The following is a 26,880-nucleotide window of genomic DNA, read 5'->3' on the forward strand; positions in this document are numbered from 1 at the left end:
AGGTTTTTTAGGGACGGAGAGTGCAAAATACCCCTGATTTTTTCAAGGGCTGCGGTGTTTTTCTCCAAGATGAAAAATTTTTTTCTTTTTTTAGGAAAAACACTGGATTTTACGAGAAATGCTGGTATAATGAAAGGGAAAACAGAACGGAAAGGAAGTGTAGTCCCATGGGATGCAGATTCGTACCGCTCCGCGTTCCCGCGGGGCTGTTTCCGCCAAACCGCTGACGCTGCGGCTTGCTCTCTCCTTCGGCGTGGCCAAGGAGGGGCGGCCTTATAAAGCGTTTGGCGGTTTTTCTTTGCATAGGAAGTATCTGCGCCGACGCTCCGTTCGTATACATCGAGAGAGAAAAGTTTTCGGATAACGAAAGAAAGTGAGTGTATTTCAAAATGATTTCTCATGGTAAGGACATCAAGATCTTCACCGGCAATGCCAACCCCGCCCTGGCAAAGGAGATCTGCCAGATCATCGGCACCAAGCTGGGCGACGCCGAGGTGACGCATTTCGCCGACGGCGAGGCCTCTGTCTCCCTGTACGAGACTGTTCGCGGCAGCGATGTCTTTCTTATCAACTCCACCTGCAAGCCCGTCAACGACAGCCTCATGGAGCTGCTCATCATGATCGATGCCTGCAAGCGCGCCTCCGCAGGCCGCGTCACCGCCGTGGTGCCCTACTTCGGCTATGCCCGGCAGGACCGCAAGGCTAAGAGCCGCGACCCCATCAGCGCCAAGCTGGTGGCCAATATGCTCACCGCCGCAGGGGCGGACCGGGTGCTGACCATGGACCTGCACGCCGCCCAGATCCAGGGCTTTTTCGACATCCCCGTGGATAACCTGCTGGGCAATCCCGTGTTCGTTGACTACTATGCCAAGAAGTTCGGCGGCGCGGTGGAGGACATGGTGGTGGTGTCTCCCGATGTGGGCAGCGTGGCCCGGAGCCGCACCTTCGCCCAGAAGCTGCACATGGGTCTGGCCATTGTGGATAAGCGTCGGCAGAAGGCCAATCACTGTGAGGTAATGAATGTCATCGGCGATGTGGCCGGGAAGGACTGCATCCTCTTTGACGACATGGTGGACACCGCCGGCTCCCTCTGCAACGCCGCCCGGGCCATCGTGGAGGTGGGCGGGGCTCGCAATGTGTACGCCTGCGCCTCTCACGGCCTGCTGGACGGCCCCGCTCTGGAGCGTATTGCCGAGAGCCCCATTCAGGAGTTGGCCCTGCTGAACACCCTGCCCGTGGCCTTCGGCGAGAGCTGCGGCAAGATCAAGTATCTGTCCGTGGCGCCCATGTTTGCCGAGGCTATCGAGCGCATTTATCAGGAGATCTCCATTGCCAAGCTCTTCAACTGAGCGTCGGGAGAAATCGGCTGGTCAAACCGGCTTATTCGTGCTATAATGGTCGGGCGAGTCATTCTCGCCCGACCAAAACTTTTGCAGGAGCGTGAGGATATGTTTTTGAGGCAGAGCGGCTTTACCTGGCTGGTGGTGGGCCTGGGCAACCCCGGCGCACGGTTTGAAAGCACCCGGCACAACATGGGCTTTTTGGCTGTGGATCGGCTGGCGGAGCAGGAAAAGCTGCGCTTTAATAAGCTGCGCTTCAAGGCCTGGACGGCGGAGTGGAAGCTGGGTGAGGAGAAGATCCTGGTGATGAAGCCCCAGACCTACATGAACCTCTCCGGAGAGTCCGTAGGCGCGGCGGCTCGATTCTATAAGATCCCGCCGGAGCATATTCTGGTGGTGTCCGACGACATTGACCTGCCCGTGGGAAAGCTGCGGCTGCGGGCCTCCGGGTCCGCCGGAGGGCACAACGGGCTTAAAAATATCATCCAGCACCTGGGCAGCGACCGTTTCCCCCGGATCAAGGTGGGCGTAGGCTCCCCCAAGCAGGCGGGCTATGAGGTGGTAGACTGGGTCATCGGTATGCCCATGGGTGAGGAGCAGAAGATCCTTCTGGACACCCTGGACCGGGCGGCCCGGGCCATTGCGGCGGTCATCACCCTGGGGATGGATAAGGCCATGAATAAATTCAACTGAGCTGGCGAAAAAACTTCGTTTTTTCTGCCAAAAGGTTTGCAGTCTGCTGCGCGCATAATTTTGAGCCCTTGGCTCAAAATTCCACACTGGCAGCCTGAGAGGAATTTTTCCCCACGCGCATGTCGCGGTGAAAAATGATCCCAATTTTTTGCCGCCTGCGGGCGGCAAACTCTGCGAGGCTTTTTGCTATAATTGTATTAAGCTATATTTCAGTTAGGTTTGATAGGATGGCTGGAAAGGAGGGGACAAGTTGAACGGACTTTTGCAGGAGCTGCTGGGTCTGGCGGAGGTAGAGCACATCCGTCGGGAGCTGGAGAGCGGCTGCCCCAGCGCTGTGATGACCGGGCTGTCCCCTGTGCATCGGGTGCTTTTATCGGCGGCGCTGAGTCGGGCCGTTAAGCGGCCCTTGGTGCTTGTGTGCGCCGACGAGCGGGAGTGCCGGCGCTTTGCCGGGGACCTGGAGGGTCTCCTGGGAGAACCGGCTCTGTGGCTGCCGGGCCGGGAGATGCATCTGCGCCCGGAGACGGTGGGAAGCCGCCAATGGGACTACCGGCGCATGGCGGCCCTGCACCGAATGCTGGTGGAAAAGCCGCCGGTGATCCTCACCACCGCCGAGGCTCTGTGTCAGCGGTGCATTCCGCCCCAGGTGCTTTCCTCGGCGGTGCGGGTTCTGGAGCCGGGTCAGCGCTATGACCCGGCGCAGCTTTGCCGGGATCTGGCGGACGCCGGCTATACCCGGTGCGACCAGGTGGAGGGACCCGGGCAGTTTGCTCTGCGGGGCGGCATATTGGATGTGTTCTCCCCGGAGGGAGAGCAGCCTGTGCGCTGCGACTTTTTTGATGATGAGATCGACGCCCTGGGGCGGTTTGACCCCGGCACCCAGCGTCGAACGGAGAATATCGACCGGGCCGTGCTGCTGCCGGCGGCAGAGGTGCTTCCCGGGTGCCGCCCGGAGGCGGCGGAGATTTTGGAAAAGGCCGCCCGGCGCTATGAAAAAAAGGATGAAACCGCCCAACTCTGTGCCACCCTGCGCGCCGATGCGGCGGCGCTGCAGGCAGGAGTCATCCCCGGCGGCGGCGACCGCTATATGGCGGCGGTGTATGAGGAGTTTTCCTGCCCGGCGGACTATCTGCCGAAGGGCGCGCTGGTGTGCATCAGTGAAAGCGGGCGGGTTGCCGAGGGGCTGAAGCAGTGGCTTTGGCAGCGGCACCAGGATATTGTGGCATCGGAGGAAAGCGGCGTGCTGGCCGGAGAATTTTCCCGGCTGCAGTGGGACCGGGAGGAGTTGGTTCACTTTTTGGGCGGCTTCCCGGTGTGCCAGATGGAGAGCCTGCCCACCAGCCGTTTTCTGTTGGAGCCCAAGGCCATGGTGCAGGTGGCGGCCAAGCAGCTGTCCGTATACGGCGGCAGCCTGGAGACCGCCGTCACCGATCTGACCCACTATCTCACCTCGGGCTACCGGGTGCTGGTGCTGTGCGGAGGTCGGGTCCGGGCGGAGAATCTGCAGCGGCTGCTGCGGGAGCGAAAAATCCCGGCGGCGCTGGATTTTTCCGGCCACGCCATGCCGAAAAAGGGGCAGGCGCTGATCGCCCTGGGCACCCTCAGCGCCGGAAGCGAATACCCGGGGCTGCAGTTGGCAGTCCTCACCGAGGGGCAGCTGACGGCCCGGGTCTCCGGCAAGGAGCCCCGGCGCAAGGCCGCACCCAAGAATGACCCCACAAGACAAAGGCTCCAGTCCTACGCCGACCTGACCCCCGGAGACCTGGTGGTGCATCAGCACCACGGCATCGGGCGTTTCGTTTCTATGATGCGTCTGCCGGTGGACGGGGTGGAGAAGGACTATATCAAGATCGCCTACGCCGGCAGCGACTGCCTGTATGTCCCGGCCACCCAGCTGGACCTGGTGAGCAAGTACATCGGCACCGGGGAGGACACCGGCCATACCAAGTTAAACAAGCTGGGCGGCACCGAGTGGGCCAAGACCACCCATCGGGCCAAGGCCGCCGCCAAAGACCTGGCCAAGGGGCTTATCGACCTGTACGCCCGGCGGCAGCGGCTGGAGGGCTTTGCCTTCTCGCCGGATTCCCCGTGGCAGCAGGAGTTTGAGGAGGCCTTCCCCTACACGGAGACCGACGACCAGCTCCGGTGCATCCGGGAGATCAAAAGCGACATGGAGCAGCCCCGGCCCATGGACCGGCTCCTGTGCGGCGATGTGGGCTACGGAAAAACGGAGGTAGCCCTCCGGGCGGTGATGAAGTGCATTTTAGACGGCAAGCAGGCGGCCATTTTGGTGCCCACCACGGTGCTGGCCCAGCAGCATTACGCCACCGCCGTAAGCCGTTTCCGCAGCTTTCCCGTAACGGTGGAGGTGCTGAGCCGTTTCCGCAGTCCCAAGCAGGTAAAGGAAATTCTGGAGCGCACAGCCCAGGGAAAGGTGGACCTGCTCATCGGCACCCATAAGCTGCTGCAAAAAAATGTTACCTTTCACGACCTGGGACTGCTGATTATCGACGAGGAGCAGCGCTTCGGCGTAACGGCCAAGGAGCAGCTCAGACAGCGCTCGGCCCAGGTGGATACCCTGACCCTCTCGGCCACCCCTATTCCCCGAACCTTGAATATGGCTCTTTCGGGCATACGGGATATGTCCGCCATCGAGGAGCCGCCCCGGGACCGCCAGCCGGTGCAGACCTATGTGCTGGAGCACGACTGGGGCATTCTGGCCGAGGCCATGCGCCGGGAGCTTGACCGGGGCGGGCAGGTATACTACCTGCATAACCGGGTGGAGAATATCGAAGCCGCCGCCGGGCGCATCCGCCAGCTCCTAGGAGACGATGTCTCCATCGGCATCGCCCACGGAAAAATGAGCGAGAGCCAGCTGAGCCGGGTGATGCAGGATATGGCGGAGGGGGACATTCAGGTCCTGGTCTGCACCACCATCATCGAAACGGGCATCGACATTCCCAATGTGAACACCCTTATCATCGAGGATGCCGACCGCATGGGTCTGAGCCAGCTCCACCAAATTCGCGGGCGCATCGGGCGCAGCCCCCGGCGGGCCTACGCTTACCTCACCTACCGTCAGGGAAAGATTTTGACGGAGGAGGCCGGCAAGCGCCTCACGGCCATACGGGAGTATGTGGAGTTCGGCTCCGGGTTCAAGATCGCCATGCGGGATCTGGAGATTCGCGGAGCAGGCAATCTGCTGGGCGCGGAGCAGTCGGGCTATATGATGAGCGTGGGCTACGATATGTATTTGAAGCTCTTAAACGACGCCGTGCTGGAGCAGCAGGGAAAGGCCGCGGAAATTCGGCCCGAATGCTCTGCCGACCTCACCGTGGCGGCCTACATCCCCGAGCACTATATCCCCCAGCCCAAGCAGCGGATGGACCTGTACCGCCGCATTGCGGCCATTCGTTCGGTGGAGGACTCCCGGGACATTCTGGACGAGCTGCTGGACCGCTTCGGCGACCCGCCCCGGGCCGTAACGACTCTTTTGGAGGTGGCTCTGCTCCGTGCGGACGCGGCCAATGTGGGCATCTGCGACATTTCCCAAAAGGGAAACCAGCTCCTCTTCCGCTTTACGGATCGGGTGGACCCGCCCAGCCTCTTGGCCCTTTGTACGATGGTGTCCTATAAGGGCCGGCTTTTGCTGCACTCCGGGAGCCAGCCCTATCTGTCCCTTTATTTGAAAGAAAAAGAAAATGCCTTGCAGGCCGCCTCGGTTCTCACCGAAAATCTGCGGCTGAAGCAGGACGAATATACGGGCAGCAAGCCCCAAACAGAAGGAGAAAAGCTATGAAAAAACTTATCATTCGCGCTCTGGCCGGACTTTTGGCCTCTGTGGTACTGGTGGCCTGTGTGTCGCTTATGGGGAATATGCCCGGCGGCAAGCGCACCGACGGCATTTTCTATGAAGCCAGCGGCATCCATCCCGACGCCACCCTCATGACCGTGAATAAGCAGCCCGTGACCGCAGAGGAGTTTCTCTACTGGCTGGCCTACGACTGCGATTATCTGTCCTCCTACATGGGCGGCAATGTGGACTTCAGCACCGCCGTGGGCGGCAATATGACCTACGGCCAGTATGCCCTGGAGGATGCCCAGCGGACGGTGACCCTTTACGCCGTGGTGCGCAACTGGGCCCAGAAGGCGGGCATTGAGCTCTCCCAGGAGTCCCAGGCCCAGCTGGACGCCCAGCGCCAGCAGTATGTGACCTATTACGGCGGCGAAGAGGGCTATGCCAAGCAGCTGGAGCTCATGGGGCTCACGGACGAGGGCTTCCAGCAGATCAACCGGGTGTATTTCCTCTATGCCCAGCTTTACAGTGCCTACTGCACCGAGGGCGGCGTCCTCTACCCCGCCCAGGAGGAGATCGACAGCTTCGCCAAGTCCCATGAATACTACACCTTCCTGCCCCTGCACTGGTCCGTTACCGGCACCGAGGACACCGACGCAGCCACTCTGGCCCAGGCGGAGGCTGCCGTAGCACGCCTGCGCAGCGCCGAGGATAAGGAGGCCACCTATCTGGAGATCGCCCAGGAGATGGCCCTGCAGGCCACCGCCGCCGGAGAGACCGCCGCTGCCGCCGACCTGGGCAGTGTCAATGCCGCCGCCCTGGCCGCCTTGGCCGAGGGAGAGGTCAGCGATGTGGTGCAGACCCAAAGCGGTTACTATGTGTTCGTGCGCAAGAGTCTGAACACCGCCGCCGTGGTGGACAAAATGTTCAACGCCACCCTGGACGATATGCGCGAGAATGCCGGCGTGCGTTACAGCAGCCGCTACTTCGACAGGCTCGATGCCGGCAAGTTCTACACCAAGCTCCTGACCCTGCGCACCCAGCTCTCCGCTGCCAACACGGACACCGGCGCCTCCGCAGACACGAATACAACGCCCCAGTCCTGAAAAGGGCCCGTTTTTATTCGTCAAAACAACGAAAGATTTGCGCATTTCTTTGCCATAAATAACAATCTTTGTTTTGCGACCCATTTTTGTATCTTTTGACCATTGACTATTGTTAAAAAAATGACTATCATGGGGTTGCTTTGAAAAATGCGCTTTCACGCATCCATTTTTAACTATAAAAAATTAGGAGGAACACATTCATGAAAGACCTGTATGTTGTCAATTGCTGCAGAACAGCCATCGGCTCCTTTGGTGGCTCCCTGAAGAATACCCCCGCTGCCGATATGGGCGCTATCGTGGTCAAGGAGGCCCTCAAGCGCGCCAATGTCGCTCCCGAGAATGTAGATGAGCTGATGTTCGGCTGCATCCTCACCGCTGCCCAGGGCCAGAATGTTGCCCGTCAGGTTTCCATCAAGGCCGGCATTCCCTACTCCGTCCCCGCTTACACCGTGGGCATGGTCTGCGGCTCCGGCATGAAGTCCGTCATCGAGGGTGCCCGTTCCATCCTGGCCGGCGATTCCGACATCGTTGTCTGCGGCGGTACCGAGAACATGAGCGCCGCTCCCTATGCCTCCCTGGACGCCCGCTGGGGTGCCCGCATGGGCGATAAGAAGCTGGTGGACACCATGATCAAGGACGGCCTGTGGGACGCCTATAACAACTATCACATGGGCACCACCGCCGAGAATATCAACGACATCTGGGGCATCACCCGCCGCGAGCAGGACGAGTTCGCCGCCGCTTCCCAGCAGAAGGCCTGTGCCGCCCGGGATTCCGGCCGCTTCGACGACGAGATCGTGGCCGTGCCCGTCAAGGTGAAGAAGGAGATCGTGGAGTTCAAGCGCGACGAGTATGTGAAGGAAGGCGTCACCGCCGACAGCATCGCCAAGCTCAAGGGCGCCTTCCCCGTAGGCCCCGAGTCCCCCAATCCCCAGGTGGTACACACCTTTGAGGTCACCGGCGCCCAGGATGCCGCTGACAAGGGCACCCAGCGTGTCACCGCTGCCAACGCCTCCGGCATCAACGACGGCGCTGCCGCCATCGTGCTGGCCTCCGGCGAGGCCGTGGCCAAGTACGGTCTGAAGCCCATGGCCAAGCTCATCGGCTGGGGCCAGGGCGGCGTGGATCCCAAGATCATGGGCGTAGGCCCCGTGGTGGCTTCCCGCAACGCTATGAAGAAGGCCGGCGTCACCATCGACGATATCGACCTGGTGGAGGCCAATGAGGCATTCGCCGCCCAGTCCATCGCCGTGGCCCGTGAGCTGCACTTCGACATGAGCAAGGTCAATGTCAACGGCGGCGCCATTGCCCTGGGTCACCCCGTGGGTGCTTCCGGTGCTCGTATCATCGTGACCCTGCTCCACGAGATGCAGAAGCGGCCCGAGGCCAAGAAGGGCCTGGCTACCCTGTGCATCGGCGGCGGCATGGGCACCGCAGTGGTGTTTGAGAAGTGCTGATCGGCTGAGGCATAACCCATAAAGCAAATTTTGGGGGTCCCGGGCTTCCGGGGCCCCCGTTTTACCCTGCCGAAAAATCCTTTGGATTTTTCCGGCAAAAGGATTGCAGCCTGCGGGCGGCAAGCTCTGCGAGGCTTTTTGAAACGCTGGGGGAGGGGAGAAGTAGTCCTAATTTTGTCGAAGGGCAAAAATATTGCACAGAGGTGTTGACAATTCCGCAGGAATGTGGTATTCTAATTCTTGCCAAAATCCGCCGGTGTGGTGGAATGGTAGACACAGGAGACTTAAAATCTCCCGGTAGCAATACCGTACCGGTTCGAGTCCGGTCACCGGCACCATCCGGTAAACTATATATCGCGGAGTAGAGCAGTTGGTAGCTCGTCGGGCTCATAACCCGGAGGTCGGAGGTTCAAGTCCTCCCTCCGCAACCAAATCCATTACCGTTGTTGATACCATATCAGCAACGGTAATTTTTTATTTCCCCTGCATCCCCCTGTCCTTTTTGGGTAAACTGTGCTATACTGGAGGCATCTTTCCGATGGAGGTCCGGGAAATGCACATTCGGGAACATTTGAAAACCGTCACTCGCCACCGTCGCCTGGTGCGGCACTACTGCTTTCGTCTGGGCCTGTATTGGCAGGGCCTCACCCATGACCTGAGCAAGTACAGCCCCACGGAGTTCTGGCGCAGCGCCAAGTATTACCAGGGCTTTCGCAGCCCCAACGACCAGGAGCGCAGCGAAACCGGTGTCAGCCTGTCCTGGCTGCACCACAAAGGCCGCAACCGCCATCACTTCGAGTACTGGATCGACTACCGCATCGGCCCCGACGGCACCGTGACCATGGGCGGCTGCAAGATGCCGAAAAAATATGTAGCGGAGATGTTCTGCGACCGCATCGCCGCCTGCCGGGTCTACCAGGGCGAAAAGTACACCGACGCCTCCGCCTACGACTACTTTCACCGCACCAAGGGTCACCTGTGGATCAATGAGGAGACCGCAGCCCTGCTGGATCGCTGGCTCCTGCTGCTGAAGGAGCAGGGAGAGGACGCCGCCCTGCGTCAGATCCGTCGGGAGCTCCGCGCCTCCCAGGTCTATTGACTCCGCCCCGGCCTTCCATAAGAAACAAGTTGTCAATAAAGCGAAAAACTACCCAAGCGGTAAGGCTGGGTGTCCCTCGCCATTCAAATCCGTGTTTTTTGAAGCCTGGTGAAAAAAATAACGACTATTTTTCTATGTTTTTCTTGCTTTTTGACATTTTTCGGTGTAAGATGTATTGGAGATTTTTTTCGGAGAGGTAGATCCATCAACATGAGCCATCCTTACAAGACCCGGGCAGGCGGCGCCACCGTCACGGTTTTCGTCCCGTACGACTGTGCCAACCACTGCCCGTTCTGCATCAATAAAAAGGAATATGCCGACTGCAGCGGCTTCAGCCTGGAGGCCATCCTTCGCAGCATTCGCACCATGGATTCCATCACCCCGGCGTGCGACTTTGTGTTCACCGGCGGCGAGCCCCTGGCGAATTTAGATGCTCTGCAGCAGATGCTGGACGCCATCCCGGCCACCCACAAGATTTATATCAACACCACCTTCCCCGTGCAGCCCCACTGCCCGGCGGAGAAAATGCTGGCCTTCACGGAGAAAAACAAGGACAAGATCACCTGCATGAATATTTCCCGCCACCTGGTGAAGTATGTGGAGGAGTCTCCGGATGAGGTCATCGCCCGCATTGCCTGCCCCACCCGCATCAACTGCGTGCTGTATAAAAACTATCCTGCGGCCAGACTGGTGGACTATGCCGAGCGCTTCCTGCCCTACGGCATCCCCATTCAGTTCCGCTACGACTACACCGAGACCACCCCGGAAAACCTCTACGAGCAGGAAAACGACCCCATCCTCCGGGACCTGAAGAAGTACTTTACCTACATGGGCCTGGACGGCTGCCGTATGCGCAACGGCTTCCACTTCCTCTATAAGGGTCTGCACATGACCTACCACAAGACCCTTCCCTACTCCACCATCACGGAAAAGGGTGAGGACGGCATCACCTACGACATTCTCTACGACATCCTCATCAAGCAAAACGGCGAGATCCACTCCGACTGGACCGGCGTCAAGATGGATGTAGAGGCCTACCGTCATGTGGTCTTTGAGCCCTACGACCTGAAGGTTCTGGACGGCACCGTAGATTATTAAGCAAAAAATTTTCCCCCGACGGAGCCATCCGCCGGGGGATTCATTCTTCATAAGCCCTGTCATTCCGAGACCAGTCCGCAGGCTGGTCGTGGGGATCCGTACTCCCCTTGCACAAGAAACAGGAATACGGCTCCTCACCGCCATGACAGGATTTTTCGCCAGTTATTCAGTCAAAAGCTGCGCGATCTGCACGGCGTTGGTGGCCGCGCCCTTGCGCACCTGGTCGCCGCAGCACCAGATGTTCAGTCCGTTGTCCGAGGTCAGGTCGTCCCGAATCCGTCCCACAAACACCGTATCCTGGTCACTGGTGTCCAGGGGCATGGGATACTTCTTATTCTTCAGGTCGTCCACCAGCCGGCAGCCGGGGGCGGCGGCGATCAGCTCCCTGGCCCGCTCCACGGAGATCTTCTCCTTGGTCCGCACCACGATGGACACACTGTGGCTGCGCACCACCGGTACCCGCACGCAGGTGCAGCTGACCTTCAGCTCCGGCAGATGCATGATCTTGCGCCCCTCGTTCTGCATCTTCATCTCCTCGGAGGTGTAGCCCTCAAAGGCCTCGCCGCCGATCTGCGGGATCACATTGTACGCGATCTGATACTGAAATACCTTGGGCTCGTAGCTCTTGCCCTCCCGCAGGGCCTCCACCTCGTTCATCAGCTCAATAGGCCCGCCTGCGCCAGCGCCGGAGGTAGCCTGGTAGCTGCTTGCCACGATGCTCTCAATGGGGCTGTCCTGGTTCAAGGCGTTGATGGCCACCAGGGACACGATGGTGGTGCAGTTGGGGTTGGCGATGATGCCCTTGTGCTTTTTGGCGTCCTCCGGGTTAATTTCCGGGATCACCAGCGGCACATCCGGGTCCAGGCGGAAGGCGCTGGAGTTGTCCACAAACACCGCCCCCGCCTTTACAATGGCCGGTGCAAACCGCTTTGCAATGTCATTTTCCGCCGCGCCCAGCACAATGTCCAGGCCCCGGAATGCCTCGTCGCAGGCCGGCTCCACGGTCAGTTCCTGGCCCTGCCACTGGATCTTCTGCCCCGCAGACCGCTCCGACGCCAGCAGATGCAGCTCCTCCACCGGAAAGCTCCGCTCCGCCAAAATCTTCATCATTTCCCGGCCCACGGCACCCGTGGCGCCCAAAATCGCTACCTTATACTTTTTCATCACAGTATCCTCCGTTTTTTATTTTACAAAGCTGTCATACAGTACCCGGATCGCTCCGGCAAAGTCCTTGTTGTCCACGCCCACGATAATGTTCAGCTCGTCGGGCCCCTGGGTGATCATGCGGATGTTGATGCCGTTTTCGCCCAAAGCGGCGAAGATCTTCCCCGAGGTGCCGGGCTTAAAGGCCATTTTCCGGCCCACCGCCGCCACAATGGCCATGTCCTCGGTGACATGGATGCTGTCGGGCTTCAGCATTTTCTGAATGTCGCCCAAAAGCTGATACTGGCAGGGCCGCAGCTTGTCCGCCGCCACCACCAGGGAAACGCTGTCAATGCCCGAGGGCAGGTACTCCAGCACCAGCTGATACTTTTCCAGCACCTCCAGAATCCGCCGCAGCACGCCCACCTCATTGCTCATGCCGTTTTTGGTGATGGTGATAACGGAGAAATTCTTCCGTCCGGCGATACCCGTAATGAAGTTTCCGTCCAGACTCTCCTCCGTCTCGTCGAAGGACTCCATGATCATGGTGCCCGGATGCTCCGGCTGATTGGTGTTGCGGATGTTCAGGGGAATATTCTTCTCCCGCACCGGGAAGATGGTTCCCTCGTGGAGCACCTGGGCTCCGATATAGCTCAGCTCCCGCAGCTCCGAGTAGGTAATGCGCTCAATGGGCAGCGGGTCCTTCACAATCCGGGGGTCCGCCATGAGGAAGCCCGACACATCCGTCCAGTTTTCATACACATCCGCGTCCAGGGCCGCCGCCGCCAGGGCGCCGGTGATGTCGCTGCCGCCCCGGGTAAAGGTCTTGATGCTGCCGTCGGGCATGGTGCCGTAAAAGCCCGGGATCACCACCCGCCTTCCGGAGGCCGTCCGGGCCAGGATCTCGTAGCTCTTCTCCTGGTCCACCGTGCCGTCCAGGTTAAACTTCAGCCACAGCTCGCTGTCCAGGAAGTCGTAGCCCAGGTAGTCCGCCATGAGCCTTGCCGCGAAATATTCGCCCCGGCTCACCAGCTCGTCCTGGCTGATGCCCGCGTCCATCTTCTTTCGCAAGGCGGCAAACTCCGTTTCCAGGTCCGTTTTCAGCCCCAGGTCGTCCCGAATCTCCATGTACCTGGAGCGGATCATGTCGAATACCGTGTCGCAGGACACCCCGTATTTAAGATGTGCATAGCACAGATACAGCAGGTCCGTCAGCTTGTGGTCGTCGGAAAACCGCTTTCCTGCGGCGGAAACGATGACCACCCGCCGGGCCGGGTCCGCCTGCACAATACTCTTCACCTTTTCAAATTGCTTGGCGTCCGCCATGGAGGAGCCGCCGAATTTCAGCACCTTTAACATTATTTTGCCTCGCTTTCATCGGAAATTGATGCAAGGTTTTCAAGTCCATTGACAAAAAGCCCTATTTTGTCCGTCAGTAAAAAACACTTGCTTTTTTCTTGGGGACAGTGTATCATATCATTATGCAAAATGCAAGAAAAAGATTGGAGAAACTTGTATGAAATATCAAAGCACCCGCAACCGCGCCCTTACGGCCTCTCCCGCTGCCGCCGTACTCCGGGGCATCGCGCCGGACGGGGGACTCTATATGCCCGAAGCCATCCCCGTTCTTAACTGGCAGTCTCTCCTGGAGGCGGACACCCTCACCCTCTCCGCCCGCATCCTCTCGGCCCTGCTGCCGGACTACCCGGATATGGACGGCCTGGTCCGCCGGGGCTACGCCGGGAAATTTGAGACGGAGGAGCTGACCCCGCTGGTAAAGGTGGGCGACCGCTATGTGCTGGAGCTGTTCCGGGGCCCCACCAGCGCCTTTAAGGATGTGGCCCTGAGCCTGCTGCCCCAGCTCATCAGTCAGGCCCGTACCCTGGAGAATATCCGGGATGAAATGCTCATTCTCACCGCCACCTCCGGTGACACGGGCAAGGCCGCCCTGGAGGGCTTCCACGATGTCCCCGGCACCAAGATCATCGTGTTCTACCCCTACGGCGGCGTCTCCGCCGTGCAGCAGGCCCAGATGGTCACCCAGGAGGGTGCCAATGTAAAGGTCTGCGCCGTCCGGGGTAATTTCGACGATACCCAGACCGGCGTAAAGCAGATCTTCGCCTCCTGTGACGAGGAGGATCTCCCCGGTCTGCGTCTCTCCTCGGCCAACTCCATCAATATCGGCCGCCTGGCCCCCCAGATCGTCTACTATTTCAAGGCCTATGCCGACCTGGTCCGCCGGGGCCGCATCCGGGTAGGCGAGCCGGTCCATTTCTGTGTCCCCACCGGCAACTTCGGCGACATCCTGGCCGGGTATTTTGCCAAGCGCATGGGCCTGCCCGTAGGCCGCCTGATCTGCGCCTCCAATCGCAACGATGTCCTTACCGACTTCCTCTCCACCGGCGTCTATGATAAGCGCCGCACCTTCTATAAGACCACCTCCCCCTCCATGGACATTTTGGTCTCCAGCAACTTAGAGCGCCTTTTGAGCCTCCTCACCGGGGACGATAGCTATGTGGCCTCCCTCATGAAGGATTTGAACGAGCAGGGCCATTATAAAGTCACGGAGGAGCTTCTCCGGAAGCTTCAATCGGAGTTCTCCTGCGGCTGCTGCGATGATGACGCCGCCGGGCGCACCATCGGAAAGGTTTGGGCCCAGGAAAAGTACCTTCTGGACCCCCACACCGCCGTGGCCTGGACCGTAGCCGATCAGTTCTCCCACACCCATCACGACGGCGCGCCGGTGGTGGTCCTCTCCACCGCCAGCCCCTATAAGTTCCCCGCCGCCGTTCTCTCCGCCCTGGGTCAGAGGGTGTCCGATGACGAATTCGCCGTCATGGACGATCTCCACGCCTGCACCGGCGTGCCTGTGCCCAAAAACCTGGCGGCTCTGCGGGAAAAGCCTGTGCGGCACCGGGATGTTATCGACCGGGAGGATATGCTCTCCTATGTTCTCCGGAAAGCTGGTGAAAAACAATGGTAACCGTCCGCGTCCCCGCCACCACCGCCAACTTAGGCCCCGGCTTCGATACCCTGGGCCTGGCTCTGGCCCTGTATAATACCCTCACCTTTGAGGAAGTGCCCGAGGGCCTCTATTTTGAGGGGGTAGAGCCGGACTACGCCACGGAGGAAAACCTGGCCGTGGTCTCCTATAAGGCCGTGCTGGCGAAGCTGGGCCTGCCCATGCCGGGCCTGCGCCTTTCCATCCGGGCGGACATCCCCATTTGCCGGGGCCTGGGCAGCAGCGCCGCCCTGATAGCCGCCGGCGCCGCCGGCGCCAACGCAAACCACGGCTCCCCTCTCACTCGGGAGGAGCTGCTGGCCGTGTGCAACGACATCGAGGGTCACCCGGATAACCTGGCCCCGGCCATTTTCGGCGGCCTGGTTGCCTCCTTTGTGGAAAACGATCGGCCCTACATCGCCCGGTACAGTCTCCACAAGAGCCTCCGCTGCACGGCCCTGATCCCGGACTTCCAGCTCTCCACCCACCTGGCCCGGAGCGTCCTGCCCAAGGAGGTCCCCTACGGTGACGCCATCTTCAATGTCTCCCGCACCGCCGTGCTGCTGCGGGCCTTGGAAAACGGCGATGCGGAGACCATCTCCGTAGCCCTCCGCGATAAGCTCCACCAGCCCTTCAGGCGCACCCTGATCCCCGGCTTCGATGCGGCGGAAAAGCTGGCCCACGACTGCGGCTGTGTGGCCTTCTTCCTCTCCGGTGCAGGCCCCACCCTCCTGTGCCTGTCGGCGGACCCGGACTTTGATGAAAAGCTGGCCTCCCGTCTCTCCCGGCTCCCGGGCCACTGGCAGCAGCTCCCCCTCCCCGTAGACCATGAGGGAATTATCGTCTCCTGACCGATACCGAATTCGCTTTTTCATTTGACAGCCCCGGTTTCTGTATGGTATACTCAGCAAAGAGGAACGCTTTTTTCGTTTCCGCAGTATTTACAAGAAAAGTTTTTCAGAAAACGGGAGGGACAACATGAAAGCAAAGCACGCTCTGTACTTAGGCCTTATCATCATCGGCGCCGCCTTTCTGCTCATCGACGCCACCGTCCTGGGCTTTATCTTCGAGGCTGCGGGCCTCGTTCTCCTGCTGATCTCCGCTCTCATGGAGTGGGCCGGTGAGCATCAGGACCCCCACCCCTAACGCCGCCCTTATTTTTTCGTAGGGGTCGGCGTCCTCGACGACCCGCTTGTATGCACTTCTTTATTTCTGCGTAGGGGCGACCCTTGCGGTCGCCCCTACGCCCCCCACGAAGCACAAAAAGCACCTCCCACCCGGGAGGTGCTTTTTGCTCTATATTACTTTATCACTTTACCGCGCCAGCAGGTACACGGCCCCGGCTGCCTGCAATAAAAGCATCGTCGGCAGACCCCACCGAAAATACCAATGCCGGGTCTTGTGGTGAAACACGGCCATGCCCAGAATGCCGCCCACGCTGCCCCCCAACAGGGGCAAAATCAGGAGCGTTTTTCCGGGATGCGCCACTGCCCTTTTTTCGCCCGGCGCTTGTCTGCGCCGTACAGGGCAAATGTCACCAAATTCAGCACCGCCAGGTACACCAAAAGTACATCTTCCATGCACCGATACGACACCGAAATGTCACCGATTGTCACCGAAAATCACCCATTATTTTCCAGCTTGCTGAGGGAGCAGGCGATCTGGGAGGCCACCCGGGCGTTGCTAAACACCAGCTGGATGTTGCTCTCCAGGCTGTCGCCGCCGGTGAGCTCCTTCACCTTGGCCAGCAGGAAGGGCGTGGTCTCCTTGCCGTGTACACCCTTGGCCTTGCACTCGGCCACAGCCTCGTCGATGGCCTTGTTAATCACAGCGGGATCCATGGAATACTGCTGGGGAATGGGGTTGGTGACCAGCATACCGCCCTCCTGACCCAGGACCTGCTTCACATGGAAGGCCTTGGCTACCTCTTCGGGGGTGTCCAGCTCATAGTCCACGCCGAAGCCGGAGGAGCGGGTATAGAAGGCAGGCAGCTCCTTGGTGCCGTAGCCGATGACGGTGACGCCCTTGGTCTCCAGGTATTCCAGGGTCAGGCCCAGGTCCAAAATAGCCTTGGCTCCGGCGCAGACCACCAGCACAGGGGTCTTGGCCAGCTCCTCCAGGTCGGCGGAAATATCCATGGTGGTCTCCGCGCCCCGATGCACGCCGCCGATGCCGCCGGTGGCAAAGACCTTGATGCCCGCCATGGCGGCGATCATCATGGTGGTGGTGACGGTGCAGGCGCCGTCCATGCCCTTGGCTACCAGCACGGGCAGGTCCCGGCGGCTGGCCTTGGTCACGGCGTGGCCGGCCTTGCCCAGGTAGTCGATCTCCTCCGGGGTCAGGCCCGCCTTCAGGCGGCCGCCGATGATGGCGATGGTGGCGGGCACAGCGCCGAAGGAGCGGATGATCTCCTCCACCTTCAGGGCCGTCTCCTTATTCTGAGGATAGGGCATACCGTGGGAGATGATGGTGCTTTCCAGGGCCACAACGGGCTTGCCCTCGTCCAGGGCCTTCTTTACCTCGGGTGCAATGTCCAGATAACGGTTCAGCATAATGAAATACCTCCTGTTTTACATTATATATTTGATAGGGTTTGTTAAAACGATTTACATATGTGCCAGCAGAGCCTGCTCGCTCATAGCGGCGCTGATGGTCTCGGCGCTGGCCATGGTGACGGTGGATGCTGCCCGGCCTGCCCGGGCGGACTTTTCCAGGTCGCTGCCCTGGAGATAGGCCCAGGCCAGAGCCGCCATAAAGGCATCGCCGCAGCCGGTGGTGCTGACGATGTTCCCCTTCAGCGCCGGGAGCTTCCGCTTTTGGCCGCTGTGGTCGGCAGCAAAGACGCCGTCGGCCCCCAGGGAGATGAATACCCGGTGCAGCCCCGTCTCCAGCAGGGCGTCCGCCGCCCGGCAGAGACTGTCATCGTCGGTGATAGGCACCCCGGAGAGAAGCTCCGTCTCCAGACGGTTAGGCTTGAGGGTGTGGAGCTTACCCAGAACAGGGCGGAGCTTTTCGGCCTTGGCGGTGGAGACCGGGTCTGCGAAGATGGGGGCCCGGCAATTCTCCGCCACCCACTGAATGCTCTCGGAGGGGAGGTTGGTATCCAGCACCACCACCTGGCTGCCGTCTAAAAGCTGGCGGCGGCTCTCCAGGACCCGGGGGGTCAGATTTTCGTAAATATCCATGTCGGACACCGCCAGCTGCATATCCCCGTCCTCATCGTTAATGAAAAGATAGGTGGAGGTGTGGCCGCCGGGAATCACCGGGGACTGGGAGATGTCGATGCCCAGCTCGCCGCACACCGCCGCCAGCTTTTGGGCGTACACATCGTCGCCAAAGGCCGTGACCAGGCGCACATCCAGTCCCATGAGGCTCATGTTGTGGGCGATGTTCCGGCCCACCCCGCCGGGGCTCATGCGCACGGTACCGGGGTTGGAGTCCTTGCCCACCAGCTTTTGATTGGGGCGGCCTCCGATGTCCATGTTCATGCCGCCTACCACGGTGACATAGGGGCTGCGGGTGACGATATACCCCTTGCCGGCGATGCAGCCCTTTTTCATCAGATTGGAAATATGCACCGCCACACTGGAGCGGGTGATGCCCGCCCGGTCTGCCAGCTCCTGCTGGGAGATGGTGGGGTCCGCCTCGATCCAGTTGAGAATCTGCCGTTCGCGCTGTGTCATGGCGTTCTCCTTTCGTAAGCAAAGCTTTGTTTTCTAAACTTGTGCTTATATTCTCACACTTCTTTCCCTTTGTCAATAGGAAATATGTTGCCAAACTGAAAAAATGTGTTTATAATGGAACATACTAACACAAATAAAGGTGGATATTACTATGGATCGAATGAGAATCGCCACCCTGTTCGCCGACCGGGATAGTCTGGACGGCAAGGATGTGGTGGTATGCGGCTGGGCACGGACCATCCGGGATATGAAGGGCTTCGGCTTTATCGAGCTGAACGACGGCTCCTGCTTCAAGAATCTGCAGGTGGTGCTGGACGCCTCCGTGCTGGAAAACTACAAGGAGATCGCCGGTCAGAATGTGGGGGCGGCCCTGGTGGTGCATGGCACGGTGGTGCTGACCCCGGAGGCCAAGCAGCCCCTGGAGGTGAAGGCCCGGTCCGTGGAGGTGGAGGGTAAGTCCGCCCCGGACTATCCCCTGCAGAAAAAGCGGCACAGCGTGGAGTTCCTGCGCAGCATCCAGCATCTGCGGCCCCGGACGAATCTCTTTTCCGCTACCTTCCGGGTGCGGTCTGTGGCGGCCTATGCGGTGCATGAGTTTTTCCAGAACCGGGGCTTTGTATATGTGCAGACCCCCATCATTACCGGCTCTGACTGCGAGGGTGCAGGGGAGATGTTCCAGGTGACCACCCTGGACCTGGAGAATCCGCCCCGGACCCAGGACGGGCAGGTGGATTACAGCCAGGATTTCTTCGGGAAAAAGACCAGCCTCACGGTCTCGGGCCAGCTGAACGCCGAGAACTTCGCCATGGCCTTTGGCGATGTATACACCTTCGGCCCCACCTTCCGGGCGGAGAACTCCAACACCCAGCGCCACGCCGCTGAGTTCTGGATGATCGAGCCGGAGATGGCCTTCTGCGACCTGGCCGGGGACATGGATGTGGCGGAGGCGATGATCAAGTATATCATCAAAAGCGTCCTGGAAAAGTGCCCCCAGGAAATTGAATTTTTCAACAGCTTTGTGGATAAGGGGCTGAAGGAGCGGCTGGAGCATGTGGCCTCCAGCGACTTCGGACGCATCAGCTACACCGAGGCGGTGGAGATCCTCAAGAAGAACAACGGCAAGTTCGACTTCAAGGTGGACTGGGGCACCGACCTGCAGACGGAGCATGAGCGGTTCCTCACCGAGCAGGTGTTTAAGCGTCCCGTGTTCGTGACGGACTATCCGGCGGAGATCAAGGCGTTTTATATGCGCATGAACGATGACGGCAAAACCGTGGCGGCGGCGGACTGCCTGGTGCCCGGCATCGGCGAGATCGTGGGCGGCAGCCAGCGCGAGGAGCGGCTGGAGATGCTGGAAAAGCGCATCCGGGACCTGGGGATGAATCCCGAGGACTACTGGTGGTACTGCGACCTGCGGCGCTACGGCACCTGCAAGCACGCGGGCTTCGGCCTGGGCTTTGAGCGGATGGTCATGTACCTCACGGGAGTGAGCAACATCCGGGATGTGGAGCTGCACCCGCGCACGGTGGGCAATGCGGATTTCTGATGAATTGAATCGGTTTGAAAAGGGGCTCTGCCGGGTGGCGGGGCTCCTTTTTTTGCGTGAAGGGAAAAGCATTTTCGGGGACGGGGTGGACGGATTGCCACAGCAGTGAATCGGTCACTGGTTTCGCAATGACATGGTTTTTTGCAAGGAGTGCGGTGCAAGTCCGGCGGCGGAGTGAGGGCACCCCGCCCTACGGAACGGTTTGTAGGGGCGGACGACTCTGTCCGCCCGACCCCGATAACGCAACACCTTGTAGGGCAGGGCCCGTGTGCCCTGCCGGGTGCGGAAAAAACCTGTCGGGCCGTCGAGGACGCCGGCCCCTACGAAAGCGTTACAAGGGGCGCAGGAAAAGAATCCCCCAGTCACGGCTTCGCCGTGCCAGCCCCCTTTAGGCAAGGGGGCCAAGGACGGGGGGGGACGGATTGCCACACCAGTGAATCGGTCACTGGTTCGCAATGACAGGGTTTTTGCAAGGAGTGCGGTGCAAGACTGGGCGGGTCGTCCGGGAGGCCGACCCCTACAACGCCATTCACCGATAGAACTTCGTAGGGGGCGATGCCCACATCGCCCCGCGTCCGTTACAAGGGGCGCGGAAGAACGGGCGGGGTAGAACCCCGCCCCTACGAAAGCGTTACAACGGGCGCAGGAAAAGTTTGTAGGGGCGGACGACTCTGTCCGCCCGCCCCCGATAACGCAACGCCTTGTAGGGCAGGGCCCGTGTGCCCTGCCGGGTGCGGAAAAAACCTGTCGGGCCGTCGAGGACGCCGGCCCCTACGGATGGGTTGCAAGAAGTGCGTAGGGGAGGGGCTCTGCCCCTCCCGCGGGCGACCGCAAGGGTCGCCCCTACGGAGCGTAACAAGAAGTGCTATGGTCGGGCCGATGTAGGCATCGGCCCCTACGAAAGCGTTACAAGAAGTGCAATGGGCGGGCGACCGCAAGGGTCGCCCCTACGGAGGGTTACAAGAGGTGCGGTGAGGTGAGGAATCCCCCAGTCACGGCTTCGCCGTGCCAGCCCCCTTTAGGCAAGGGGGCCAAGGACGGTGGGGATTATATGGGGCCACGAAGTTTTTTTGTTTTCATGCAAATTTATACTGGAAAAACAGCTTGGGATTTGCTATACTCTTCATTATAGTGGGAATAAATTTTTATCAGCCTAAAAATAAAACAACAGGAGAAAAAATGGAAAAACAAAAAAAGCGCCGGGGCGACCGCAAGGATGGACGGCTGCTGCGGGAATTGGATTCTCTGCATTTTATCACCGGCATCATCTATCCCAACCGCTGTGACAATGAGGCCTACATCTCTCTGCGGGTGGATCTGACGGCTATGAACGAATACCTGGCAAAGCGCAACGAGACGGAGACGGAGTTTCCCTACACCATGTTTCACATTGTGGTGGCGGCCCTCCTTAAAACCATCACCCTGCGGCCTAAGCTGAACCGCTTCATTGTCAACAGCAATTTCTACCAGCGCAACGAGGTATCCGCCTCCTTCGTGGTGAAAAAGCAGTTCTCCGACAAGGGTGCTGAGGCTCTGGCCTTCCTGCACAGCCGGGAGGATTTCTGCCTGCAGGATGTGCACCAGTACATCCGCAGCCAGGTGACGGAGTGCCGCAGCGATAAGGTAGACTCCTCCACGGAGAGCATGGACATTCTCAACAAGCTCCCCCGCTGGCTGGGCAAGACCGCTGTGAAGGTCCTCATGTGGCTGGATAAGCACGGCTGGGTGCCCCAGGACATGATCGCCACCGACCCCTATTACAGCTCCGTGGTGCTGTCGAACCTGGGGTCTATCAAGCTCAAGTGCGGCTACCACCATCTGACCAACTGGGGCACCTGCTCCCTGTTCTGCATCATCGGTGAAAAGGCCCTGCGGCCCTACTTCGACGAGCAGGGCCGGGCCTCCATGCGGGAGACGCTGGACCTGGGCCTGACCATTGACGAGCGTCTGGCCGACGGGTATTACTACTCCAAATCTGTCCGGCTCCTGCAATATCTGCTGGAGCATCCCTGGGAGCTGGAAAAGCCTATGAAGGAGGAAGTTCAGTATGAGTGAAGTGAAAACACCCTGGGCCGCCCACATGGGCGATGTACCCATGCACCTGGAGTATTTCGGCGGGTCTATGTTCCAGGCTCTGGAACAGGTGGCCCAGGAATACCCCAACAACATCGCCTTTGACTTTATGGGCAAGTCCACCACCTACCGCAAGATGATCCAGGAGATCGAGCGCTGTGCCAAGAGCCTGAAGGTGCTGGGCATCCGGGCCGGGGACAAGGTGACCATCGCCATGCCCAACTGCCCCCAGGCCATCTATATGTTCTACGCGGTGAATCTGGTGGGCGGCATTGCCAACATGATCCACCCCCTGTCGGCGGAAAAGGAAATTGAGTTCTACCTCAATGAGTCCGAGTCTATCACCGCCATCACCCTGGACCAGTTTTACGACAAGTTTGAGCATATCCGCCAGAACACCGGCATCGTGAACATTATCATCGCCTCCGTAAAGGATGCCCTGAGTCGGCCCGTCCGGGCGGGGTATATGCTCACGGAGGGGCGAAAGATCCAGAAAATTCCCGATGATGCGCCGGTGATACGGTGGAAGGAATTTATGGACCTCAGCCGCCACTGCTTCTATAAGAATTTCCGGGTGGACCGCAAGGCAGAGGACCCGGCGGTGATCCTCTACTCCGGCGGCACCACCGGCACCACCAAGGGCATCGTGCTGACCAACGGCAACTTCAATGCCCTGGCCAAGCAGATCATCGCCACCAACCCCATGTTCCGCCCCGGAGACCGGATGCTGGCGGCTATGCCCCTGTTCCACGGCTTCGGGCTGGGCGTGTGCGTCCACTCTATGCTGGCCAGCGGCGGCCGGTGCATCCTGATCCCCCGGTTCACCGCCAAGAGCTATGCCAAGCAGATCGTGAAGTATAAGTGCAATTTCATTGCAGGCGTGCCCACCCTGTACGAGGCGCTGCTGCGGCTGCCCAGCATGGATAACGCCGACCTCTCCAGCCTCAAGGGCGTTTTTTCCGGCGGCGACAGCCTCTCCATCGAGCTGAAGAAGAAATTCGACAAGTTCCTCTACGATCACCACGCCGTCATCCAGGTGCGGGAGGGCTACGGCACCACCGAGACCGTCACCGCCTGCTGCCTGACGCCCACCAATATGTACAAGGAGGGCTCCATCGGTCTGCCCTTCCCGGACACCTACATCAAAATCGTGAAGCCCGGCACCGACGAGGAGCTGCCCTACGGTGAGGAGGGCGAAATCCTGTTGGCCGGACCCACGGTGATGAAGGAATACATGAACCATCCCCAGGAGACCGCCCAGACCCTGCGAAAGCACGACGACGGCCTGACATGGGTGTACACCGGCGACCTGGGCACCATGGATAGTGACGGCTTCATTTACTTCCGGGGCCGGGCCAAGCGAATGATCATCTCCTCGGGCTACAATGTGTATCCCGGTCAGATCGAGAATATTTTGGACGCCCACGAGGATGTGCAGATGAGCTGTGTTATCGGTGTGCCGGACGCCTATCGGATGCAGAAGGTGAAGGCCTTTGTGATGCTGAAGCCCGGCGTGGAGAAGAACCAGGCCACCAAGGACGCACTTATGAGCTACTGCCGTAAGCACATCGCCAAGTACGCCATGCCCTACGACATTGAGTTCCGGGATGAGCTGCCCAAGACTCTGGTGGGTAAGGTCGCTTACCGGGTACTGGAGGAGGAAGAGCTTCAGCACATCCAAGCCACGCAGGCTCCCGCCGCTGACGATGCCCACGCCGCCGACGAGACACAAGAAAAACAGGGCGAGTAAAGCATTGCAGCAGAGCAGGAGGAAAAATTTTTATGGACAAAGAAATTCGGCGGCATTACACACTTTTAGTTGACTTTTTGGGACACATTCTGGGCCCGGATTATGAGGTGGCCCTTCACGAGCTGACGGAGGACTCCAACCAGATCATCGCCATCTCCAACGGCGAGCTGACGGGGCGGCATCTGGGGTCCCCCCTGAGCAACAAAATGCTGGAGTTCCTCTCGGGTCGGCTGTATGAGACCCAGGACTATGTGCTATCCTTTGAAAGCACCTCCGTCACGGGAAAGAAGATGCACTCCAACAGTATGTTCATCAAGGACCGCACCGGAAGCGTGGTGGGTCTGCTGTGCATCAACTTTGACAGCAGCCGCTACGAGGCCCTGTCGAAGCAGGTGATGGACCTGTGCAGCGTGGTGCTTACCCCCAGCGTGCCCAGCGGCACCAGCCTCATCGTGGATCAGAACGACCCCTCGGAATCCGCCCGGGAGCAGGGCTTCCCCACCTCCATCGCCGGAGCCACTGCCAGCATCGTGTCCTCGGTGGTGGCCAACTATCCGGTGGATGTGGACCGGCTCAACCAGGACGAAAAAATGGAGATCATGGAGATTTTGGACCGCAAGGGCGTGTTTTTACTGAAGGGCTCCGTGAGCTTCGTGGCCAAGGAGCTGCACAGCTCGGAGGCCAGCATTTACCGCTATCTGGGAAAACTGAACAGCCGCAGCGGGAAGTGACGGGGTTACCCTTTACAACAAATAATTCGGCGCAGCGGGCGGGGTTAAACCTGGCCCGCTGTGCTTTTTTGAGCCAGTACGGATTGCCATAGCCGGTGACTTCGGTCACCGGCTTCGCAATGACAGATTTTTGCAAGAGGTGCGGTGCAAGGCTGGGCGGGTCGTCCGGGACGCCGACCCCTACAACGCCATTCACCGATAGAACTTCGTAGGGGGCGATGCCCACATCGCCCCGCATCCGTTATAAGAGGTGTGGCAGATGCCCGGCAGCGGGGTGCGGTGCAAGCAGGGCGTGGGCAATAGCGGTTTTTTCGTGGCAAATTTTGGGTTTTTGTTGCATTTATCACTGCGGATTCTGTATTTTCTTATATAATACGGGGTAGGATAGAGAAACTAAAGGAGGCATTTGCGATGACGATTGTACACGCAAAGGATGATACTTTTGACGCGGCGGTGCTGCAAAGCGAAAAGCCGGTTTTGGTTGACTTTTGGGCTACCTGGTGCGGTCCCTGCCGGGCTTTAGGCCCCACGCTGGAGGAGATGGCCGCCAAATACGACGACTTCCAGATCGTGAAGGTGAATGTGGACGAGTGCCGGGATCTGGCGCTGCGGTACGGCATCGAGGTGATCCCCACGCTGCTGGTATTTAAGGGCGGGCAGGTGGTAAATCGCGCCGCCGGGCTCATGGGCGAGCCGGAGATTTTGGCGCTGGTGCGCGGGTAAAGCTATGTAGAGGCGGGCCGTAGGGTCCGCCTCTTTTTTGCGCGGGGAGGGCTTTTCCGGTTGACATTTGGAACGGTTTTGAGTAGAATTGGGACGATCCATTTTAACCTACGGGGGAGGTTTTACTATGAACATTGGACTTTTGGGCTGCGGCGTTGTGGGCGGCGGCATTTTAGATTTTTGCGCAGGTCGGGAGGATCTGACTGTGACCAAGGTTTTGGTGCGGCGGCCTCGGCCTGACCTGGGGGCACTGGCGGTGACGGACATCGCCGACATTGTAAACGACGAGGCTATCGGCATCGTGGCAGAGGTCATGGGCGGGCTGCACCCGGCTTACGAGTACATCTGCGCTGCGATGAAGGCGGGCAAGCATGTGGTGACGGCCAACAAGGCGGTCATCAGCGCCTACTACCCGGAGCTGACGGGTCTGGCCCGGGAATGCGGCGTTTCCCTGCGCTGCACCGCTGCCGTAGGCGGAGGCATTCCGTGGCTGACCAACCTGGAACGGTGCAAGCGACTGGACAGCATCTGCGAGCTGGGCGGCATTATGAACGGTACCACCAACTTCATTATGGACGCCATGCACGCCTCCCCGGTGTCGTTCCCGGAAATTTTGAAGCAGGCCCAGGAGCTGGGCTATGCCGAGGCGGACCCCTCCGCCGACATCGACGGCGACGATGTGCGCCGGAAGCTGACCATCTCCGCCAACATCGCCTTTGACGCGCTGGTGCAGGAGGAGGACATCCCCATGTTCGGTATCCGCACCGTCACAGACGGGGACATCCGCGCCTTTAAGGCCCACGGATTTGTCTGCAAGCTTTTGGCCACGGCCAAGGCGGCGGAGGGCGGCGTGTGCGCCTTCATCGAGCCGACCCTGGTGGACAGCCATGACCTGGAGGCCGCCGTGCCTAAGAACTTCAACCTCATCACCTATTGCGGTGAAAAGGTGGGCCGGCACAGCTTCTTCGGTCAGGGGGCCGGGCGGTATCCCACGGCCTTCAACGCCGTGGAGGACTGCCTGGACATTGTGGCCGGAAAGCCGGGGTTCTACACCCAGGCCATGAAGCCCGCCCCTGTACTCTGCGGAGGGGAGGCACACCCGTACTATGTGCGCACCGCCTGCCCGGACGCGTTTTTGCAGTCGGTGACCGTGGAGCACTGGGGGGACGGCGTGGTGACCGCCTGTGTCAGCGTGGAGGAAATGCTCCGCTGGGGCCGGGCACAGCTGGACAAGGACCCCGGGTGCTTCCTGGCCGGGATACGGTAAAATTGAATTTTGGCGTTGAGGACCGCCGGGGCGTTTGCCCCGGCGGTTGAGACTGTCGAAAAACCCTCCGGGTTTTTCCGACAAAAGGCTTGCGGTCTGCTGCGCGCATAATTTGTCCGTCTGTGACGGACAAATTCCACACTGGCAGCCCGAGTTGTATTTTCTCTCACGCACATGTCGCGAGAGAAAATGATTTTATTTCTTTGCCGCCTGCGGGCGGCAAACTCTGCGAGGCTTTTTTGACACGCTGGACCGCCGGGGCGTTTGCCCCGGCGGGTTTTTATATGGGGGAACGATGGGTGGGGCGGGCGTCCGCGAGGGTCGCCCGCCCCACCAGGAGAACGGATTGCCACAACCGGTGACATCGGTCACTG

The 26,880-nt window shown here is 59.8% G+C and carries 20 protein-coding genes, 2 tRNA genes and 1 pseudogene; 18 read left to right on the forward strand and 5 right to left on the reverse strand.

The annotated features are described in order from the left end of the window. Window positions 1-389: 389 nt before the first annotated feature. The 9 genes from KI236_RS06745 to KI236_RS06785 all read left to right on the forward strand — a co-directional run bounded on the left by KI236_RS06745 (window position 390) and on the right by KI236_RS06785 (window position 10,589). Window positions 390-1,349, forward strand: coding sequence for a ribose-phosphate pyrophosphokinase (locus tag KI236_RS06745; RefSeq protein WP_212820438.1), 960 nt, complete (start codon window positions 390-392; stop codon window positions 1,347-1,349). Window positions 1,350-1,448: 99 nt separating this feature from the next. Beyond that, window positions 1,449-2,033, forward strand: a complete 585-nt coding sequence (gene pth, locus KI236_RS06750; RefSeq protein ID WP_212820440.1) for an aminoacyl-tRNA hydrolase — start codon at window positions 1,449-1,451, stop codon at window positions 2,031-2,033. A gap of 250 nt (window positions 2,034-2,283) precedes the next feature. Further along, window positions 2,284-5,832 carry a transcription-repair coupling factor gene (gene mfd / locus KI236_RS06755; protein ID WP_228738102.1) on the forward strand — a complete coding sequence of 1,183 codons (3,549 nt, stop codon included), beginning with the start codon at window positions 2,284-2,286 and terminating at the stop codon, window positions 5,830-5,832. After that, window positions 5,829-6,935, forward strand: a complete 1,107-nt coding sequence (locus tag KI236_RS06760) for a peptidyl-prolyl cis-trans isomerase (RefSeq protein ID WP_212820442.1) — start codon at window positions 5,829-5,831, stop codon at window positions 6,933-6,935. The genes mfd and KI236_RS06760 overlap by 4 nt, the downstream gene beginning before the upstream one ends. Before the next feature lie 200 nt (window positions 6,936-7,135). Further along, window positions 7,136-8,392, forward strand: a complete 1,257-nt coding sequence (locus KI236_RS06765; RefSeq protein ID WP_212820443.1) for an acetyl-CoA C-acetyltransferase — start codon at window positions 7,136-7,138, stop codon at window positions 8,390-8,392. Window positions 8,393-8,644: 252 nt separating this feature from the next. Next, window positions 8,645-8,730: transfer RNA gene (locus KI236_RS06770), tRNA-Leu, on the forward strand. A 17-nt stretch (window positions 8,731-8,747) separates the two neighbouring features. Next, a tRNA-Met gene (locus KI236_RS06775) sits at window positions 8,748-8,823 on the forward strand. Window positions 8,824-8,945: 122 nt separating this feature from the next. Further along, window positions 8,946-9,491, forward strand: coding sequence for a DUF5662 family protein (locus KI236_RS06780; protein ID WP_212820445.1), 546 nt, complete (start codon window positions 8,946-8,948; stop codon window positions 9,489-9,491). Window positions 9,492-9,701: 210 nt separating this feature from the next. Next, window positions 9,702-10,589: a 4Fe-4S cluster-binding domain-containing protein gene (locus KI236_RS06785; RefSeq protein WP_212820447.1), complete on the forward strand. Its 888-nt coding sequence runs from the start codon at window positions 9,702-9,704 to the stop codon at window positions 10,587-10,589. 162 nt (window positions 10,590-10,751) lie between these two features. Here KI236_RS06785 and KI236_RS06790 read toward each other — a convergent pair whose 3' ends face one another. Both KI236_RS06790 and KI236_RS06795 read right to left on the reverse strand, forming a co-directional pair. Continuing rightward, window positions 10,752-11,753 (reverse strand): aspartate-semialdehyde dehydrogenase, encoded by a 1,002-nt coding sequence (locus tag KI236_RS06790; protein WP_212820449.1) that lies wholly within the window; start codon window positions 11,751-11,753, stop codon window positions 10,752-10,754. A gap of 18 nt (window positions 11,754-11,771) precedes the next feature. Continuing rightward, window positions 11,772-13,091: an aspartate kinase gene (locus KI236_RS06795; protein ID WP_228738103.1), complete on the reverse strand. Its 1,320-nt coding sequence runs from the start codon at window positions 13,089-13,091 to the stop codon at window positions 11,772-11,774. Window positions 13,092-13,248: 157 nt separating this feature from the next. Between KI236_RS06795 and thrC the strand changes: the two genes are divergently transcribed. From thrC to KI236_RS06810, 3 genes are all read left to right on the forward strand, one after another. Next, window positions 13,249-14,715: a threonine synthase gene (gene thrC / locus KI236_RS06800; RefSeq protein ID WP_212820450.1), complete on the forward strand. Its 1,467-nt coding sequence runs from the start codon at window positions 13,249-13,251 to the stop codon at window positions 14,713-14,715. Next, window positions 14,709-15,584, forward strand: coding sequence for a homoserine kinase (thrB, locus tag KI236_RS06805; protein WP_212820452.1), 876 nt, complete (start codon window positions 14,709-14,711; stop codon window positions 15,582-15,584). Before thrC ends, thrB begins: the two co-directional genes overlap by 7 nt. A 127-nt stretch (window positions 15,585-15,711) precedes the next feature. Next, window positions 15,712-15,879, forward strand: a complete 168-nt coding sequence (locus KI236_RS06810; protein WP_212820454.1) for a hypothetical protein — start codon at window positions 15,712-15,714, stop codon at window positions 15,877-15,879. Between the two features lie 168 nt (window positions 15,880-16,047). Here KI236_RS06810 and KI236_RS06815 read toward each other — a convergent pair. The 3 genes and pseudogenes from KI236_RS06815 to KI236_RS06825 all read right to left on the reverse strand — a co-directional run bounded on the left by KI236_RS06815 (window position 16,048) and on the right by KI236_RS06825 (window position 18,416). After that, a pseudogene (locus KI236_RS06815) lies at window positions 16,048-16,313 on the reverse strand (DUF1294 domain-containing protein). A 42-nt stretch (window positions 16,314-16,355) separates the two neighbouring features. Continuing rightward, window positions 16,356-17,285, reverse strand: a complete 930-nt coding sequence (locus KI236_RS06820; RefSeq protein ID WP_212820456.1) for a pseudouridine-5'-phosphate glycosidase — start codon at window positions 17,283-17,285, stop codon at window positions 16,356-16,358. Between the two features lie 54 nt (window positions 17,286-17,339). Beyond that, complete coding sequence (locus KI236_RS06825; protein ID WP_212820458.1) at window positions 17,340-18,416, reverse strand: PfkB family carbohydrate kinase; 1,077 nt, start codon at window positions 18,414-18,416, stop codon at window positions 17,340-17,342. 151 nt (window positions 18,417-18,567) lie between these two features. Here KI236_RS06825 and asnS point away from each other — a divergent pair, with 151 nt between their 5' ends. The 6 genes from asnS (at window position 18,568) to KI236_RS06855 (ending at window position 26,506) form a co-directional block, all read left to right on the forward strand. After that, window positions 18,568-19,962 (forward strand): asparagine--tRNA ligase, encoded by a 1,395-nt coding sequence (gene asnS, locus KI236_RS06830; RefSeq protein ID WP_212820460.1) that lies wholly within the window; start codon window positions 18,568-18,570, stop codon window positions 19,960-19,962. Between the two features lie 1,179 nt (window positions 19,963-21,141). Then, the gene (locus tag KI236_RS06835; protein ID WP_212820462.1) at window positions 21,142-22,017 is read left to right on the forward strand and encodes a hypothetical protein; all 876 of its coding nucleotides are present in this window, start codon (window positions 21,142-21,144) and stop codon (window positions 22,015-22,017) included. Then, complete coding sequence (locus KI236_RS06840; RefSeq protein ID WP_212820465.1) at window positions 22,010-23,785, forward strand: class I adenylate-forming enzyme family protein; 1,776 nt, start codon at window positions 22,010-22,012, stop codon at window positions 23,783-23,785. Before KI236_RS06835 ends, KI236_RS06840 begins: the two co-directional genes overlap by 8 nt. 32 nt (window positions 23,786-23,817) lie before the next feature. Next, complete coding sequence (locus KI236_RS06845; RefSeq protein ID WP_212820467.1) at window positions 23,818-24,516, forward strand: helix-turn-helix transcriptional regulator; 699 nt, start codon at window positions 23,818-23,820, stop codon at window positions 24,514-24,516. Window positions 24,517-24,927: 411 nt separating this feature from the next. After that, entirely contained in the window at window positions 24,928-25,239 is a 312-nt protein-coding gene (trxA, locus tag KI236_RS06850; protein ID WP_212820468.1) for a thioredoxin, read from the forward strand. Between the two features lie 127 nt (window positions 25,240-25,366). Then, window positions 25,367-26,506: a homoserine dehydrogenase gene (locus tag KI236_RS06855; protein WP_212820470.1), complete on the forward strand. Its 1,140-nt coding sequence runs from the start codon at window positions 25,367-25,369 to the stop codon at window positions 26,504-26,506. Window positions 26,507-26,880 lie beyond the last annotated feature (374 nt).

Source organism: Vescimonas fastidiosa (genome assembly GCF_018326305.1).
Classification (GTDB): Bacteria; Bacillota; Clostridia; order Oscillospirales; family Oscillospiraceae; genus Vescimonas; species Vescimonas fastidiosa.

Excerpts from the sequence above, each read along its gene's own strand:
- KI236_RS06840 (WP_212820465.1), top strand. The coding sequence starts at position 22,010 with ATGAGTGAAGTGAAAACACCCTGGGCCGCCCACATGGGCGATGTACCC.
- KI236_RS06745 (WP_212820438.1), top strand. The coding sequence starts at position 390 with ATGATTTCTCATGGTAAGGACATCAAGATCTTCACCGGCAATGCCAAC.
- KI236_RS06855 (WP_212820470.1), top strand. The coding sequence starts at position 25,367 with ATGAACATTGGACTTTTGGGCTGCGGCGTTGTGGGCGGCGGCATTTTA.
- KI236_RS06765 (WP_212820443.1), top strand. The coding sequence starts at position 7,136 with ATGAAAGACCTGTATGTTGTCAATTGCTGCAGAACAGCCATCGGCTCC.
- thrB (WP_212820452.1), top strand. The coding sequence starts at position 14,709 with ATGGTAACCGTCCGCGTCCCCGCCACCACCGCCAACTTAGGCCCCGGC.
- trxA (WP_212820468.1), top strand. The coding sequence starts at position 24,928 with ATGACGATTGTACACGCAAAGGATGATACTTTTGACGCGGCGGTGCTG.
- thrC (WP_212820450.1), top strand. The coding sequence starts at position 13,249 with ATGAAATATCAAAGCACCCGCAACCGCGCCCTTACGGCCTCTCCCGCT.
- asnS (WP_212820460.1), top strand. The coding sequence starts at position 18,568 with ATGGATCGAATGAGAATCGCCACCCTGTTCGCCGACCGGGATAGTCTG.
- KI236_RS06780 (WP_212820445.1), top strand. The coding sequence starts at position 8,946 with ATGCACATTCGGGAACATTTGAAAACCGTCACTCGCCACCGTCGCCTG.
- KI236_RS06760 (WP_212820442.1), top strand. The coding sequence starts at position 5,829 with ATGAAAAAACTTATCATTCGCGCTCTGGCCGGACTTTTGGCCTCTGTG.
- KI236_RS06810 (WP_212820454.1), top strand. The coding sequence starts at position 15,712 with ATGAAAGCAAAGCACGCTCTGTACTTAGGCCTTATCATCATCGGCGCC.
- KI236_RS06825 (WP_212820458.1), bottom strand. The coding sequence starts at position 18,416 with ATGACACAGCGCGAACGGCAGATTCTCAACTGGATCGAGGCGGACCCC.
- KI236_RS06845 (WP_212820467.1), top strand. The coding sequence starts at position 23,818 with ATGGACAAAGAAATTCGGCGGCATTACACACTTTTAGTTGACTTTTTG.
- KI236_RS06785 (WP_212820447.1), top strand. The coding sequence starts at position 9,702 with ATGAGCCATCCTTACAAGACCCGGGCAGGCGGCGCCACCGTCACGGTT.
- pth (WP_212820440.1), top strand. The coding sequence starts at position 1,449 with ATGTTTTTGAGGCAGAGCGGCTTTACCTGGCTGGTGGTGGGCCTGGGC.
- KI236_RS06795 (WP_228738103.1), bottom strand. The coding sequence starts at position 13,091 with ATGTTAAAGGTGCTGAAATTCGGCGGCTCCTCCATGGCGGACGCCAAG.
- KI236_RS06835 (WP_212820462.1), top strand. The coding sequence starts at position 21,142 with ATGGAAAAACAAAAAAAGCGCCGGGGCGACCGCAAGGATGGACGGCTG.
- KI236_RS06820 (WP_212820456.1), bottom strand. The coding sequence starts at position 17,285 with ATGCTGAACCGTTATCTGGACATTGCACCCGAGGTAAAGAAGGCCCTG.
- KI236_RS06790 (WP_212820449.1), bottom strand. The coding sequence starts at position 11,753 with ATGAAAAAGTATAAGGTAGCGATTTTGGGCGCCACGGGTGCCGTGGGC.